This is a genomic window from Paraburkholderia sp. UYCP14C, assembly GCF_004197395.1.
Classification (GTDB): domain Bacteria; phylum Pseudomonadota; class Gammaproteobacteria; order Burkholderiales; family Burkholderiaceae; genus Paraburkholderia.
This window is the reverse complement of the sequence record NZ_SELS01000043.1, coordinates 1-14,875: the sequence shown is the minus strand read 5'-3', so window position 1 is coordinate 14,875 and position 14,875 is coordinate 1. Positions and strand designations below refer to the sequence as shown.

General features: G+C 64.5%; 14 protein-coding genes. 9 read left to right on the top strand and 5 right to left on the bottom strand.

The annotated features are described in order from the left end of the window. The 6 genes from EVC45_RS30305 (at position 1) to EVC45_RS30280 (ending at position 6,140) form a co-directional block, all read left to right on the top strand. Complete coding sequence (locus EVC45_RS30305; RefSeq protein ID WP_129961858.1) at positions 1-951, top strand: 3-carboxyethylcatechol 2,3-dioxygenase; 951 nt, start codon at positions 1-3, stop codon at positions 949-951. Positions 952-969: 18 nt separating this feature from the next. Further along, complete coding sequence (locus EVC45_RS30300; RefSeq protein ID WP_129961857.1) at positions 970-1,779, top strand: 2-keto-4-pentenoate hydratase; 810 nt, start codon at positions 970-972, stop codon at positions 1,777-1,779. 35 nt (positions 1,780-1,814) lie between these two features. Further along, on the top strand, positions 1,815-2,765 hold the full coding sequence (locus EVC45_RS30295; protein WP_129961856.1) for an acetaldehyde dehydrogenase (acetylating): 951 nt from the start codon (positions 1,815-1,817) through the stop codon (positions 2,763-2,765). 13 nt (positions 2,766-2,778) lie between these two features. Continuing rightward, positions 2,779-3,810: a 4-hydroxy-2-oxovalerate aldolase gene (dmpG, locus tag EVC45_RS30290; RefSeq protein ID WP_129961855.1), complete on the top strand. Its 1,032-nt coding sequence runs from the start codon at positions 2,779-2,781 to the stop codon at positions 3,808-3,810. Positions 3,811-3,911: 101 nt separating this feature from the next. Then, complete coding sequence (gene mhpT / locus EVC45_RS30285) at positions 3,912-5,174, top strand: 3-(3-hydroxy-phenyl)propionate transporter MhpT (protein ID WP_129961854.1); 1,263 nt, start codon at positions 3,912-3,914, stop codon at positions 5,172-5,174. An 81-nt stretch (positions 5,175-5,255) separates the two neighbouring features. Continuing rightward, complete coding sequence (locus EVC45_RS30280; RefSeq protein WP_129961853.1) at positions 5,256-6,140, top strand: alpha/beta fold hydrolase; 885 nt, start codon at positions 5,256-5,258, stop codon at positions 6,138-6,140. Positions 6,141-6,207: 67 nt separating this feature from the next. Here the strand turns inward: EVC45_RS30280 and EVC45_RS30275 are convergent, their stop codons facing one another. From EVC45_RS30275 to EVC45_RS30265, 3 genes are read right to left on the bottom strand one after another with little or no spacing between them, the layout of a single operon-like run. Beyond that, entirely contained in the window at positions 6,208-7,281 is a 1,074-nt protein-coding gene (locus EVC45_RS30275) for a LacI family DNA-binding transcriptional regulator (protein ID WP_129961852.1), read from the bottom strand. Next, positions 7,278-7,469, bottom strand: a complete 192-nt coding sequence (locus EVC45_RS30270) for a hypothetical protein (protein WP_129961851.1) — start codon at positions 7,467-7,469, stop codon at positions 7,278-7,280. The genes EVC45_RS30275 and EVC45_RS30270 overlap by 4 nt, the downstream gene beginning before the upstream one ends. Then, complete coding sequence (locus EVC45_RS30265; protein ID WP_129961850.1) at positions 7,442-8,713, bottom strand: glucarate dehydratase family protein; 1,272 nt, start codon at positions 8,711-8,713, stop codon at positions 7,442-7,444. Before EVC45_RS30265 ends, EVC45_RS30270 begins: the two co-directional genes overlap by 28 nt. 308 nt (positions 8,714-9,021) lie before the next feature. On the opposite strand from EVC45_RS30265, the gene EVC45_RS30260 reads away from it, so the two are divergent. From EVC45_RS30260 to EVC45_RS30250, 3 genes are all read left to right on the top strand, one after another. Then, positions 9,022-9,774 (top strand): SDR family NAD(P)-dependent oxidoreductase, encoded by a 753-nt coding sequence (locus EVC45_RS30260; protein ID WP_129961849.1) that lies wholly within the window; start codon positions 9,022-9,024, stop codon positions 9,772-9,774. 176 nt (positions 9,775-9,950) lie between these two features. Continuing rightward, positions 9,951-11,246 (top strand): MFS transporter, encoded by a 1,296-nt coding sequence (locus tag EVC45_RS30255; protein ID WP_168991560.1) that lies wholly within the window; start codon positions 9,951-9,953, stop codon positions 11,244-11,246. A 377-nt stretch (positions 11,247-11,623) separates the two neighbouring features. After that, positions 11,624-13,852, top strand: a complete 2,229-nt coding sequence (locus EVC45_RS30250) for an NADP-dependent isocitrate dehydrogenase (RefSeq protein WP_129961848.1) — start codon at positions 11,624-11,626, stop codon at positions 13,850-13,852. A 188-nt stretch (positions 13,853-14,040) separates the two neighbouring features. Here EVC45_RS30250 and EVC45_RS30245 read toward each other — a convergent pair whose 3' ends face one another. Both EVC45_RS30245 and EVC45_RS30240 read right to left on the bottom strand, forming a co-directional pair. Beyond that, positions 14,041-14,268, bottom strand: a complete 228-nt coding sequence (locus tag EVC45_RS30245; protein WP_013092475.1) for a hypothetical protein — start codon at positions 14,266-14,268, stop codon at positions 14,041-14,043. A gap of 362 nt (positions 14,269-14,630) precedes the next feature. Next, on the bottom strand, positions 14,631-14,875 hold a 245-nt coding region (locus EVC45_RS30240; RefSeq protein ID WP_248295318.1), incomplete at its 5' end, for a LysR substrate-binding domain-containing protein.

The following is a 14,875-nucleotide window of genomic DNA, read 5'->3' as shown; positions in this document are numbered from 1 at the left end:
ATGCCGATGCTGCTCGAATGCCTATCGCACACGCCGTTGCACGGCTATTACGATCCCGCGCCCGAAGTCGTCGCGGAAGTGGAGCGTGTGCATGCGGCGGCGCGTGCGCGCGTCGTCGAGTTCGATCCCGAACTGGTCGTCGTGTTCGCGCCCGATCATTACAACGGTTTCTTCTATGACGTGATGCCGCCGTTTTGCATCGGCGCATCGGCGAGCGCGATCGGCGACTTCAAGAGTCTCGCCGGCCCGCTGGACGTACCCGCCGACACCGCGCTCGAACTTGCCGAAGCCGCGCTCGCGAGCGACGTCGACGTCGCGGTCTCGTACCGCATGCAGGTCGATCACGGCTGCGCGCAAGCACTGGAGATTCTGACCGGCGCACTCGATCGATATCCGGTCGTGCCGGTGTTCATCAATTCGGTGGCCACGCCGATGGCTTCATGCCGCCGTGCGCGTCTGCTCGGCGATGCGCTGGGGCGGGCGCTGGCACGCTCGAATCGCCGCGTGCTCGTGATCGGCTCGGGCGGCATCTCGCACGAGCCCCCGGTGCCGGAACTCGCGGGCGCGAGCGAGGAAGTCGCCGAACGACTGATCGCGGGCCGCAATCCGTCGGCCGAATCACGCGCGGCGCGCGAAGCACGCACGATTGCGGCAGCGCGCGCGTTCACCACCGGCGACAGCCGTCTGCATCCGCTCAATCCCGAATGGGATCGCGCGTTCCTGAAGCTGCTCGAAGACGGCGAGCTCACCGCGCTCGACGGTCTGACCAACAACGCAATCACGCGCGAGGCCGGCAAGTCCGCGCACGAAATCCGCACCTGGATCGCCGCGTTCGGCGCACTGAACGCGAGCGGCCCGTATCGCGCGTCGCTCGATTACTACCGTCCGATCCCCGAATGGATCGCGGGCTTCGGCGCGATGCACGCGCGAGCCGTGACGGCCCCCGTCTAACCGAATCAGGAACCCGCTATGAACACTCAAAGCAATGTCGACGCGCTGGCCCTGCGGCTGCGCGAATCGGAACGTACGCGCGTCACCGTCGCGCCGTTGCGCGACGACGCGCGCTTCGCCGAACTATCGAACCCGGCCGACGCCGAGCAACTCGCGTACGCGGTGCAGCAGGCCAACGTGGCCGCGCGCGTCGCGGCGGGCGAGCGCATCGTCGGCCGCAAGATCGGACTCACGTCGCCGGCTGTGCAGCGTCAACTCGGTGTCGACCAGCCCGACTTCGGCGCGCTGTTCGCGTCGATGGCGTATGGCGACAGCCAGCCGATTCGGCTGGGCGAACTGATCCAGCCGAAGGTCGAAGCGGAGATCGCGCTCGTGCTCGAACACGATCTGCTGCACGAGCGCCACACGTACGCCGATCTGATCCGCGCAACCGCCTACGCGGTCGCGGCGATCGAGGTGGTGGACAGCCGCATCGAAGGCTGGAACATCCGCTTCGTCGATACGGTCGCGGACAACGCGTCGAGCGCGCGCTTCGTGCTCGGCAGCCGCCCGGTCCTGCTGCGCGATATCGATCTCGCGGACAGCGTGATGACGCTATCGAAGGATAACGAAGTGTTGTCGCGCGGCAGCGGCGCCGCGTGTCTCGGCGATCCGCTGAATGCCGCCGCGTGGCTCGCGGATCGCATGGTCCGGCTCGGCACGCCGCTGCGTGCCGGCGACGTGCTGATGACGGGCGCGTTGGGCCCGATGGTCGCGGTCACGCAGCCGGGCACCTTCAGCGCGCAGATCGACGGTCTCGGCAGCGTCCGCGCGACCTTCTCCGCATAAAGCAAGCACTCGCAAGCACTCGATTGGAGACACATATGGCAAGCGAAAAACTCAAGGCCGCGATCATCGGCTCGGGCAATATCGGCACCGATCTGATGATCAAGATCCTGCGTCACGGCAAGCATCTCGAAGTCGCGGCGATGGTCGGCATCGATCCAAACTCCGACGGCCTCGCGCGCGCCGCGCGGCTCGGCGTCGCGACCACGCATGAAGGCGTGGAAGGTCTTACGCGTCTGCCCGAGTTCGATGACATCGACTTCGTATTCGATGCGACCTCGGCCGGCGCACACGTGAAGAACGATGCGCTGTTGCGCAAGCTGAAGCCTTCGATTCGCATGATCGATCTGACACCGGCGGCGATCGGTCCGTACTGCGTGCCGGTCGTCAACCTCGACACGCATCTCGATGCGCTCAACGTGAACATGGTCACGTGCGGCGGACAGGCGACGATCCCGATGGTCGCGGCCGTGTCACGCGTCGCGAAGGTGCATTACGCGGAGATCGTTGCATCGATCAGCAGCAAGTCGGCGGGTCCGGGCACGCGCGCGAACATCGACGAATTCACCGAGACGACTTCGAAAGCGATCGAAGTGGCGGGCGGTGCCGCGAAGGGCAAGGCGATCATCGTGCTCAACCCGGCCGAGCCGCCGGTGATGATGCGCGACACCGTTTATACGCTGTCCGATCTTGCGGATCGCGCGAAGATCGAAGCGTCGATCGAGCAGATGGCCGCCGCAGTGCAGTCGTACGTGCCGGGCTATCGCCTGAAGCAGAAGGTGCAGTTCGACGAAATCCCCGCGAGCGCACCGCTGAACATTCCCGGTCTCGGGAAGTTCAGTGGTCTGAAGACGTCGATCTTTATCGAGGTCGAAGGCGCTGCGCACTATCTGCCTGCCTACGCAGGCAATCTCGACATCATGACTTCGGCCGCGCTCGCGACCGCCGAGCGCATGGCGCAGGCGCTCGTGCAGGCATCAGAGGCTTAAGGAGACTTTTCGCATGGACAAGAAACTGTATATCTCCGATGTGACGCTGCGCGACGGCAGCCACGCCATTCGTCACCAGTACTCGATCCGGAACGTGCAGGACATCGCGCGCGCGTTGGACCGCGCGAAGGTGGACAGCATCGAGGTCGCGCACGGCGATGGTCTGCAAGGGTCGAGCTTCAACTACGGCTTCGGCGCGCATAGCGACCTCGAATGGATCGAAGCGGTGGCTGACGTCGTCGAGCACGCGCAGATCGCGACGCTGCTGTTGCCCGGCATCGGCACGATCCACGACCTGAAGGCCGCGTACCAGGCGGGCGCGCGCATCGTGCGCGTCGCCACGCATTGCACCGAAGCGGACATCTCGAAGCAGCACATCGAATACGCGCGCGAACTCGGCATGGACACCGTCGGCTTCCTGATGATGAGCCACATGACCACGCCGGAGAACCTCGGCGTCGAAGCGAAGAAGATGGAGAGCTACGGCGCGACCTGCATCTACGTGGTCGACTCGGGCGGCGCGCTGACGATGAACGACGTGCGCGACCGCTTCCGCGCGGTGAAGGCCGTGCTGAAACCCGAAACGCAGACGGGCATGCACGCGCATCACAACCTGTCGCTCGGCGTGGCGAATTCGATGGTCGCGGTGGAAGAGGGCTGTGACCGCATCGATGCATCGCTCGCGGGCATGGGTGCGGGTGCCGGCAATGCGCCGCTGGAAGTGTTCATCGCGGCGGCCGAGCGCATGGGCTGGAATCACGGCACCGATCTGTACACGCTGATGGACGCCGCCGACGACATCGTGCGTCCGTTGCAGGACCGGCCGGTTCGTGTGGACCGCGAAACGCTCGCGCTCGGTTATGCCGGTGTGTATTCGAGCTTCCTGCGTCATTCGGAAGTGGCCGCGAAGAAATACGGCCTGAAGACCGTCGACATTCTCGTCGAACTGGGCAAGCGCCGCATGGTCGGCGGCCAGGAAGACATGATCGTCGACGTCGCGCTCGATCTGAAGCGCGCGCGTGCAACCGACGCAGCGGTGTCATGACCCGGACGCTGCGCGACGGCACCGCATGCCGCGCGCGCGACGTTCATTTCATCCGGCAAGGTCGCCGCAAGAGCGACGCTGATTCAATCTTGGAGACATTTATGCGGCAGTCAACGCAAGCAACGCAAACAACGCAGTCGACCAAACCTCTCGCTAGCGGCGCGCTGACGATCGGGCTCTGCCTGATCGTCGCGCTGCTCGAAGGCGTGGACCTGCAATCGACCGGCCTCGCGGCACCGCGCATGGCGCGCGAATTTCATCTCGCGGTCGCGCAGATGGGCTGGGCGTTCAGCATCGGCGCATTCGGGCTGCTGCCGGGCGCCGCGATCGGCGGACGTCTCGCCGACCGGCTCGGGCGCAAGCGCGTGCTGATGTGGTCGGTCGCGCTGTTCGGCATCTTCTCGCTCGCGACCGCGCAGGTGTGGGATCTGAACAGCCTGCTCGCCGCGCGCTTTCTGACCGGCCTCGGTCTGGGCGCGGCGATGCCGAATCTGATCGCGCTGTGCTCGGAAGCGGCGCCGCCGCATCAGCGCAACACCGCGGTCGGCGCGATGTATTGCGGCATGCCGTTCGGCGCGGCGCTCGCGGCGGTGGTCGGCATCATCAGCCCTGGCGATGCGGGCTGGCGGCATATCTTCTACGTCGGCGGGTTCGGGCCGTTGCTGGTGCTGCCGCTGCTTGCGCTGTTCCTGCGCGAGTCGGCGCAGTTCGTCGCGGCGCGTGCAACCCGAGGCGCGCAGCGCGATGCGTCGGCAAGCGTGACGCGCGCGCTTTGGCAGGAGGGACGCGCGGGCACGACGATCGCGTTGTGGATCAGCTATCTCGGCACGCTGATCGTGCTGTATTTCCTGATCAACTGGCTGCCGTCGCTCGTGTTGACGCGCGGTCTGACGCGCGTGCAGTCGGGTGTCGTGCAGATGATGTTCAACATCGGCGGCGGCATCGGCGCGATCGTGATCGCCGGCATGATGGACCGGATGGGCCGGCGCCGCACGGTGGCGGGCATGTATGTCGGCATCGTCGTTGCGCTCGGCGCATTGCTGAGCGCGAACGGCGGCACCTCGATGGCGTGGGGCGGTCTGCTCGCCGGGCTGTTCCTGGTCGGCGGCCAGTCGGTGCTGTACGCGCTGGCCAGCAGCCTGTACCCGACCGAGGTGCGTGGCACCGGCGTCGGCGCGGCCGTGGCGGTGGGCCGTCTCGGCTCGATCCTCGGACCGTTGATCGCGGGGCAACTGCTCGCGATCGGTCAGGGCGCAAGCGTGCTGCTCGGCGCGAGCATTCCGCTGATCGCGGTGGCCGCGATTGGCGCATGGCTCGTCGTGCACCGCTCGACGCTTCGTTATACCGCGACGGCCACGCAATAGTCTCGCAGCCCGAAATACTGAGCGGGTGTGTCGTCGACGGCGGCCCGCGGCCACTTAACCCGTGAAACAAAGGAATTCGACATGAACAACACCAACACGCAGGCAGCGGCGATTACCGAAGAAGCGACCAGCCGGTTCGTGCGCATCATCGAAGATGGCCGCGAAATGCAGCTTCACTACAACGACGTGGGGCAGGGCGAAGAAACGGTCGTGATGCTGCACGGCTCGGGACCGGGTGCGACCGGCTGGGCCAACTTCAATCGCAACGTCGAGCCGCTCGTCGCGGCTGGGTATCGCGTGATCCTGATGGACTGCTTCGGGTGGGGCAAGAGCGACCCGATCGTCTGCAAGGGCTCGCGCTCGGAACTCAACGGACGCAGCCTGAAGGCGCTGCTCGATGCGCTCGATATCGAACGCGTGCATATCATCGGCAACTCGATGGGCGGGCATAGCGCGGTCGCATTCGCGCTCGCCGAGCCGCAGCGCGTCGGCAAGCTCGTGCTGATGGGCGGCGGCACCGGCGGCCCGAGTCAGTTCGTGCCGATGCCGACCGAAGGCATCAAGCTGCTGCAGGGGCTGTACCGCAACCCGACCATCGAGAACCTGCAGCGCATGATGAGCGTCTTCGTGTTCGACACGAAGGCGTTGACCGAAGACCTGATGCAGGCGCGTCTTGCGAACATGCTGGCACGCCGCGATCACCTCGAAAACTTCGTCGCGAGCCTCGCCGCGAATCCGAAGCAGTTCAACGACTATGGGCCGCGCCTTGGCGAAGTCACCGCGCCGACGCTCTTGATCTGGGGCCGCGACGATCGTTTCGTGCCGATGGACATCGGCCTGCGGCTCGTTGCCGGGATGCCGAATGCGGATCTGCATGTGTTCGGCCGCTGCGGGCATTGGGCGCAGTGGGAGCATGCGGATAAGTTCAACCGGATGGTGGTGGAGTTTCTGGGGCGCGAGGGGTAAGGCGGGTAGCCGTTGTTGTTGCGGGCGGTTGGTGGTTTTCGATACCCGCCGGCGGCGAGTGACCCGATCACTCCGCCGCCGGCATCCGGCTCACACGCCTGGGCATTCGATCATCACCACCCGCGGCATCGTCCGCCGCCTCCCCCGTCTCCCGCCTAACCGTCGACTCGCGCACCACCAGATGCGGATCAAGCATCGAATAACTCGCGCTTGCTTCGCCCTTGCCATGCAGTTCGTCGATCAGCTTCGTCATCGCGAGCTCGCCCATCTTCTCGCTCTGAAAGTCCACCGACGTGAGCGCCGGCGACGCGTACTCGCCATACGGCACGTTATCGAATCCAGCGATCGACACATCGCGCGGCAACGAGAAGCCCAGCTCGCGCGCTTCCTTGATGAAGCCGAGCGCGATCAGATCGTTGTAGCAGATCACCGCGTCCGGTCGTTTCGGGCCGAGCATCAGGCCCGAGCAGGCGCGCTCGCCGGCCGCCGCCGACGGGCTTTGTGCGTCGTGAATGTCGAGCGGCAGCCCGTATTCGTCGAGGCAGTTGCGAATGCCGCGAATCCGCTCGTCATTCCAGCGTGAGCGCCCGAAGCCGAGATACGCGATGCGCTTGTGACCGAGCTTGATCAGATGGTTCGCGAGCATATAGCCGGCGAGATTGCTGTCGGTGCCGACGCTCGAAATCTGAAAGCGCGAGCTGCGCCCAAACAGCACGACCGGCTTGCTGAGATCGAGCAGCCATTGCACCGAATCGTCGGGCATGCGCGAACTCACGATCATGCCGTCGACGCGTTGCGCGAGCGATTCGATCAGCGTCTTCTCGCGTTCCTGGCTCTCTTCGGTATCGACGAGCAGCAGCGTGTAGTCGTGCTGAAGCGCGACGCGATTGGCGCCTTTCACAATGTTGGTGAAATGCGGATTGCGGATGTCGAGAATCGCGAGACCGATCGTGCGCGTGCGCCCGGTGATCATCGAACGCGCGAGCGGATTCGAACGGTAGCCGAGCTGCGCGATCGTCTCCTTCAGACGCGCCTCGACGGCGGGGGTGAAGCGCTGGGTCCCATTCATGTACTTCGATACGGTCGCGACCGACACGCCTGCGGCGGCCGCGACGTCGCGAATGGTGGCACCCTTCTTCATCGGTAGAGGATAACGTTTTCCAGTGATCTTTTAATAATATCGGGTATCCCATCAAGCGTAAAGGCGAGCGCCACCTCGCCGGCTTGCTCGCCTTCATTCATGCATGCGTTCGAACCGCAACGCAACGCCACAACCGTGGCGTCGGCGCTGTAGCGCGGCATCAATAGCGCGGCTTCTTCGCCGTCCACGCCGGACGCAGCTTGCGCATTTGCGCCGCGTCGTTGCGCTGCGTAATGCCGCATTCCAGATAGCGCTCGTGCAGCGCTCGCAGCGCGTTGTGGTCGAGTTCGACGCCGAGCCCCGGCGCATCGGTGAGCGTCACGCAGCCGCCTTCGATGTTGATCTTGCCGCCTTCGAGCACCTCGTCGTCCTGCCACGGGTAGTGCGTGTCACACGCATACGTGAGGTTCGGCACCGCCGCCGCCAGATGCGACATCGCCATCAGACTGATGCCCAGGTGCGAATTCGAATGCATCGACAGACCGAGACCGAACGTATCGCACATCGTTGCGAGCGTTTGCGTTGCGCGCAAACCGCCCCAGTAGTGATGGTCCGACAGCACGATCTGCACGCCATTCAGCGCGACGTTACGACGGAATTCGTCCATGCCGGTGACGACCATGTTGGTCGCGAGCGGCAGGCCCGTCGCGCGATGCAACTGCGCCATGCCGTCGAGGCCCGGCGTCGGGTCCTCGTAGTACTCGAGATCGCCTTCGAGCTCCCTCGCCACCCTGATGGCGGTTTCGAGCGACCAGTTTGCGTTTGGATCGATTCGCAAAGGGTGATTCGGAAAGGCGCGCTTGAGCGCCTTCAGGCTCGCAACCTCGACATCCGGTTCGAGTGCTCCCGCCTTCAGCTTGATGCTGCCGAAGCCGTAACGATCGATCATCGTGCGGGCCTGCCCGACGATCTGCTCGGGGGTCAGCGCCTCGCCCCAGTTGTCGGGACGATACGAAGGATCGACGTCGCTCGCGAACTTGAAGAACAGGTATGCCGAAAACGGCACCCGGCGACGCACCGCGCCGCCGAGCAGTTCATGCAGCGGTATGCCGAGCGAGCGCGCCTGCAGATCGAGCAGCGCGACTTCGAACGCGCCGAATACCTTCTGCTCGGCCTTGTCGAGTTGCGAGCCCGGCGCGAGATCGATTTCCACCGCGTTGACGTGCGCGGTGCCCGTCGACTGCGTCGTGCGTACCGCGCGCGCCGCGCCGTTCAGATCGAACGGGCTGAGTCCGACGAGGCGGTCTTTCACGCGCAGCAGCGCGTCGAGCACCGGCTTGTCGCCATAGGTTTCGCCGAGACCGGTCAGGCCATTGTCGGCTTCGATTTCGATGATCGAGCGCAGCGCGAAGGGTTCGTGTACGCCGCTCGCGTTCAGAAGCGGCGGGTCGCTGATGGCGATGGGCGTGACGCGGACGGAAACGATCTTCATGGGGGCGGGGTCCTTCATCGATGAACGGTACGGGCGCAGTCGGCTGGTGCAAGGATAACGATTTCCTATTTCAGCGAACGGCACGCGGCCGGTAAATGCGGATCGGCACACATCGGATGGGACGTGGCGCGGGTGTGCGTTCAAGCGGGGCAGAACCACGCTTCACCTTTTTTGGCTGACCCCTCCGTGTTTATCCAGGTCGCTCGATCATGGGAGGGTTTGACTTGAGGTGCTGTTGTCCTTAAAGTTGAAGAAAACGATTTCCTTTTGTCGCTGTTCCCTTCGCGGCAACTCAACGGACAGCAACGATGCAGGTTCAATTCGATTTCAGCGGCAAGGTCGTGGTGGTGACGGGGGCGAGCGGGGCCATCGGGATGGCGATCGCGAAGCGCTTTCACCGCGCCGGCGCACATGTGCTCGCGGCCGGCCGGCGCGCCGACGCGCTCGATTCGCTCGCGACGCAGCTCGGCGAGCGCTGCGAGGTCGCGATCGGTGACCTCGCGCTCGCGGAGCATCGGCAGGACATCGCCGAGCGCGCGCGGCGGCGCGGCGGCATCGACATCCTGATCAACAACGCGGGCATGACGCAGACCAAGGTGCCGTCGCTCGACACGAACCTCGATGACTTCGACCGTATCTTCAACGTCAATCTGCGCGCGACCTGGGCGCTGAGCCTCGACGCGATTCGCGACTGGATTGCGCGCGAGCATCGAGGCGTGATCGTCAACGTGTCGTCGCCGGGTGCGCAGCGCGCGCATCGTAACAACGCGATCTATGACATGACCAAGGGCGGCATCGACGCGCTCACGCGCTGCCTCGCAACCGATTTCGGCCACCACGGCATTCGCGTGAACGCGATCGCGCCCGCGCAGATTCCGCATTCGCACGTGCGCGAGGTCGATCCCGCGGCTGCGCGCGGCTTGCCGCTGCCGCGCCACGCGGACCCCGATGAAGCGGCGGGTCCGGTGCTGTTCCTCGCATCGGACGCGGCGTCGTTCATCACGGGCCACGTGCTGCCCGTCGACGGTGGCCTGCTCGCGCAACTGCGCACGGTAGCCTGAGATATTCCGGAGATCTAAATGAAGAGGATGTCTCGGGCCGATTGCGCCGCTCTTGCATCGCCAGCGTGTCCGGCGCGCCGCGAGCGCGAGCAGGGCTCGCCGTCGCGTTGCACTGGAGGGAACCGAACGCGGCTGGCAAACTCGCGCACGAAGCGAACGGAGACACGAGGGAACGCATGACAATCAAGGTAAAAGGCCTGCGCTGGTGGATGATCGGACTGCTCACGCTCGGCACGATCACCAACTATCTCGCGCGCAGTTCGCTGAGCGTCGCGGCGCCGACGGTGCTGCAGCATCTGCACATTTCGACGCACGAATACGGCTGGATCACCGGCGCGTTTCTCGTCATGTATCCGATCGGCGCGCCGCTGACCGGCTATCTGATGGATCGCGTCGGCTTGCGCATGGGCTTTCTGCTGTGCGGCGTCGCGTGGTCGCTGATCTGCATGGCGCATGGTTTCGCCTCGGGCTGGGTCGGGCTATTCGTGCTGCGCGGCATGCTCGGGCTGGTGGAAGCTTCGTTCATTCCGGGCGGCATGCGCGCGGCCGCGTACTGGTTTCCGTCGCACGAGCGCGGCACGGCCGCCGGCGTGTTCAATCTCGGCACGTCGACCGGCGCGATTCTGGCGCCGCCGCTGATCGCATGGTCGATCCTGCACTACAGCTGGAACGTCGCTTTCACGATCGTCGGCGCGCTGGGGCTCGTGTGGGCCGTGCTGTGGCTGCTGCTTTATCGGCATCCGGACCGCCATCCGGCGTTGTCGCACGAGGAGGCGGACTATATCGGCGCGACCCAGGAAGCCAGTTTGCGCGCGGCGAAGGGCTCGGGCCCGAAGCTGTTCGAGATCCTGAAGCAGCGCAATTTCTGGGGCATCGCGCTGCCGCGTTTCTGCGCCGATCCGGTGTGGGGCACGCTGGTCTACTGGATGCCGCTCTACCTGTACCAGGCGCGCGGTTTCGATCTGAAGGCGATCGCGCTGACCGCATGGCTGCCGTTCGTCGCGGCCGACCTCGGCTGCATGGTCGGCGGTCCGCTGTCGGCGTGGTTGAAGCGCCGCTTCGACGTGCCGATCGTCAACGGCAAGCGCATCGCGTTCACGATGGCCGCGTTCCTGATGATCGGCATGGCCGGCGTCGGCTTCGTCCAGAATCCGGCGATGGCGGTGTTCCTGCTGTGCCTCGGCGGCTTCGCGCATCAGACGCTGTCGATCACCGTGATCTCGATGTCGGCCGATCTGTTTCCGCGCCGCGAAGTCGGCACGGTGACCGGACTTGCCGCGCTGGTCGCGGGCCTCGGCAACTTCGCGTTCACGATGACGATGGGCTGGTTCGTCAGCCGCGTCGGCTATACGCCGTTTTTCGTCGCGCTCGGTTTTGGCGATCTGATCGGCGCGACGCTGCTGTGGACGCTCGTGCCCCGTCCTTCGACGACACCGGCGCAGGACGGCGTGGCGCGCGAAGCGCGAGCGTGAGGAGCCGTGGTGAAGTGAGGCATCAGGCAACGCGCAGGCACGACGCCGGCACGGCGCTTTGCGGCATCGTCAATGCGATCAATTCGCATTTATCCAAAAATAATATGCCGCAAGTCATCTATAAGATATCTGTCTTAAGACCTTGATAATCGGCCGCAAAGCCTTGTCGCACGGGGATCGATACCTTTGAGCAAAGTCTCGGGACCTGTTTGTTTCGTCACATTTAGTGGAAAACGCGCATATACTCTCGGTCGTATCGCAAAACGAAGGTCGCGGGGTTGCGTCGTGCCGGACTGACGCCGTCGCCGTCGCGCCACGATTTGCGCTGGCTTCGACTGCCAACGCTCTGTCTATCACTTCCTAGCAAAGCATCAATCATGTCCACACCGCCGAAGATCATCTACACCCTGACCGACGAAGCGCCCGCACTGGCGACGTACTCGCTGCTGCCGATCGTCAAGGCGTTCACGCGCTCGTCCGACGTGCTCGTCGAAACGCGTGACATCTCGCTCGCCGGCCGGATCATTGCCGCATTTCCCGACTACCTGAGCGCGGATCAGAAGGGTTCCGACGATCTGGCGGAGCTCGGCGGACTCACCACGCGCCCGGAAGCGAACATCATCAAGCTGCCGAACATCAGCGCGTCGGTGCCGCAGCTGAAGGCCGCGATCACCGAATTGCGCGACCAGGGCTACAAGCTGCCGTCGTATCCGGACGTCGCGACGACCGACGCCGAGAAGGACGTCAAGGCCCGCTACGACAAGATCAAGGGCAGCGCGGTGAACCCGGTGCTGCGCGAAGGCAACTCGGACCGCCGCGCGCCGCTGTCGGTGAAGAACTACGCGCGCAAGCATCCGCACAAGATGGGCGCATGGAGCGCGGACTCGAAGTCGCACGTCTCGCACATGAGCGGCGGCGATTTCTATGGCAGCGAGAAGTCGGCGCTGGTCGCGCAAGCCGGTAGCGTGAAGATCGAACTGGCGGCGGCGGATGGCACGACCACGGTCCTGAAGGCGAAGACGCCGGTGCAGGCGGGCGAAATCATCGACGCGTCGGTGCTGAGCAAGAACGCGCTGCGCAGCTTCATCGAAGCGCAGATCGCCGAAGCGAAGGCGAACGGCGTGCTGTTCTCGGTGCACCTGAAGGCCACGATGATGAAGGTCTCGGACCCGATCATCTTCGGTCATGTGGTGTCGGTGTTCTACAAGGACGTGCTGGCGAAGCACGCGGACGCGCTGGCCAAGGTCGGCTTCAACCCGAACAACGGTATCGGCGATCTGTACGCGCGTCTGAAGGATCTGCCGGCCGAAACGGCCGCGGCGATCGAAGCCGACATCAAGGCTCAGTACGAACAGCGTCCGCCGCTCGCGATGGTCAACTCGGACAAGGGCATCACGAGCCTGCACGTGCCGAGCGACGTGATCGTCGATGCATCGATGCCGGCGATGATCCGCGAGTCGGGCAAGATGTGGGGCGCCGACGGCGCGCTGCACGATGCGAAGGCGGTGATTCCGGACCGTTGCTACGCCGGTGTGTATCAGGCGGTGATCGAGGACTGCAAGAAGCACGGCGCGTTCGATCCGGTCACGATGGGCACGGTGCCGAACGTCGGCTTGATGGCGCAAGCCGCCGAAGAATACGGTTCACACGACAAGACGTTCCAGATCGCGTCGAACGGCGTGGTCCGCGTGACCGACGAAGCCGGCGCGGTGCTGCTGGAGCAAGCGGTTGAAGAGGGCGACATCTTCCGTATGTGCCAGACCAAGGACGCGCCGATCCGCGACTGGGTCAAGCTCGCGGTGAACCGCGCCCGCGCTACCGACACGCCGGCCGTGTTCTGGCTCGACGCGGCGCGCGCGCACGATGCGCAGATCATCAAGAAGGTCGAGCAGTACCTGAAGGATCACGACACCAGCGGTCTCGACATCCGCGTGATGACGCCGGTCGAAGCGGCGAAGTTCTCGGTCGAGCGCATCCGCGCCGGCAAGGACACGATTTCGGTCACCGGCAACGTGCTGCGCGACTACCTGACCGACCTGTTCCCGATCATGGAGCTGGGCACCAGCGCGAAGATGCTGTCGATCGTTCCGCTGATGGCCGGTGGCGGCATGTTCGAAACCGGCGCGGGCGGTTCGGCGCCGAAGCACGTGCAGCAGCTGGTCGAGGAAGGCTTCCTGCGCTGGGATTCGCTCGGTGAATTCCTCGCGCTGGCGGCGTCGCTCGAACATCTGAGCACCGCGTATCACAACCCGAAGGCGCAGATTCTCGCGAAGACGCTCGATCAGGCGACCGGCAAGTTCCTCGACAACGACAAGTCGCCGGCGCGCAAGGTCGGCGGCATCGACAACCGCGGCAGCCACTTCTACCTCGCGATGTACTGGGCCGAAGCACTGGCCGCGCAAACCGAAGACGCGGCGCTGCAGGCGCAGTTCGCGGGCGTCGCGAAGGCGATGGCCGACAACGAGGCGAAGATCGTCGCGGAACTCGGCGCGGCGCAGGGCAAGCCGGTGGAGATCGGCGGCTACTACCGTCCGAACGTCGAGCTGACCAGCAAGGCAATGCGCCCGAGCGCGACGCTGAACGCGATCGTCGATTCGGTAGCGTGAAGCCGCGGGGGCAACTGATGCTGTAAGCGTCGCGGCCGCGACTGCGATGGCCCCGAAAGCCACGCGGTAAGCACGCAGCGCAATCGCGGACCAGGCCGCAAGCAGGACTGCAAATACGACAATGGCGCCTTCGGGCGCCATTGTCGTTTCTGCTTTCACTGCTACGTCGCCGTCGGTCATACCCGTCCTTACACGTGAACGATTTCCCAATCGGCGAGCTTCTCCGGAATTTCGAGCGTCGACGTGTCGAGCTCGGACAGATGCTCGCAGCTCAGGCCGCGCGCGAGGTCGTCGGCGGCCTGTTGCGGGCTCGAGAATTCCCCGAGTGTTTCGTTGCCGTAGGTGGCTTCCCAGCCGTCCTGACCGGGCAGGATGTAGAACGCACCTTGCGTCGAACCAAAGCGAAAGCCTTTCATTTTTAGTCTCCCAGTTGCCAATAAAAAAAGCCGCGATTCGCGACGGCTTCTTCGCAATCTGTGGGATTTGGGTGGCCCGTGTCGTGAGGCCCCTCGAATCCGACTGCGTGAAGCGCGTGCTCTTGTGAAAGAGTCTACGTCAGCGGGTCGGCGGGCAAGCGGGCGTCAAACTGTTCTTTTCGTAAAAAATATTTTCGTAAAAACAATGGGTTGCGCGTTTCATTTTGCGATGTGCAACGGCGCCGGACATCGTGAAATGGCCGGTTTGTGCCACGCACCATGATTTTTTACGACGCGCGGAATCGTTCCGTATCGTGAAAATTAGGGGCTGCGCACGACGCGTGAAACGACGCTGTGCGGCCCTATGACGCGCCGAGTCGTTCGATCAGCATCGCGACGAAGCTCTCGGTGACGGGCGGCAAGGTCCTGCCGCGCTTTCTGATCAGCGCGATGCGCCGCGTGAACGCGGCTTCGTCGATCGGTCGCGCGACCAGTTCGGGCTCCGCGCGCACCTCGCGCGCCGATGCGGGTGCGGCGGCTCCGGTTTTTCTGGACACAGAGTTGGGGTAAAACGTGTGATCCAAACTGGAGTAGTTGATGTTGAAGA

Bases quoted from the DNA above. Each gene is read 5' to 3' on its own strand.
- EVC45_RS30300 (WP_129961857.1), top strand. From the start codon at position 970: ATGAACACTCAAAGCAATGTCGACGCGCTGGCCCTGCGGCTGCGCGAA.
- EVC45_RS30265 (WP_129961850.1), bottom strand. From the start codon at position 8,713: ATGAAGATCGTTTCCGTCCGCGTCACGCCCATCGCCATCAGCGACCCG.
- EVC45_RS30275 (WP_129961852.1), bottom strand. From the start codon at position 7,281: ATGAAGAAGGGTGCCACCATTCGCGACGTCGCGGCCGCCGCAGGCGTG.
- EVC45_RS30260 (WP_129961849.1), top strand. From the start codon at position 9,022: ATGCAGGTTCAATTCGATTTCAGCGGCAAGGTCGTGGTGGTGACGGGG.
- EVC45_RS30255 (WP_168991560.1), top strand. From the start codon at position 9,951: ATGACAATCAAGGTAAAAGGCCTGCGCTGGTGGATGATCGGACTGCTC.
- EVC45_RS30305 (WP_129961858.1), top strand. From the start codon at position 1: ATGCCGATGCTGCTCGAATGCCTATCGCACACGCCGTTGCACGGCTAT.
- EVC45_RS30245 (WP_013092475.1), bottom strand. From the start codon at position 14,268: ATGAAAGGCTTTCGCTTTGGTTCGACGCAAGGTGCGTTCTACATCCTG.
- EVC45_RS30295 (WP_129961856.1), top strand. From the start codon at position 1,815: ATGGCAAGCGAAAAACTCAAGGCCGCGATCATCGGCTCGGGCAATATC.
- EVC45_RS30250 (WP_129961848.1), top strand. From the start codon at position 11,624: ATGTCCACACCGCCGAAGATCATCTACACCCTGACCGACGAAGCGCCC.
- EVC45_RS30280 (WP_129961853.1), top strand. From the start codon at position 5,256: ATGAACAACACCAACACGCAGGCAGCGGCGATTACCGAAGAAGCGACC.
- mhpT (WP_129961854.1), top strand. From the start codon at position 3,912: ATGCGGCAGTCAACGCAAGCAACGCAAACAACGCAGTCGACCAAACCT.
- dmpG (WP_129961855.1), top strand. From the start codon at position 2,779: ATGGACAAGAAACTGTATATCTCCGATGTGACGCTGCGCGACGGCAGC.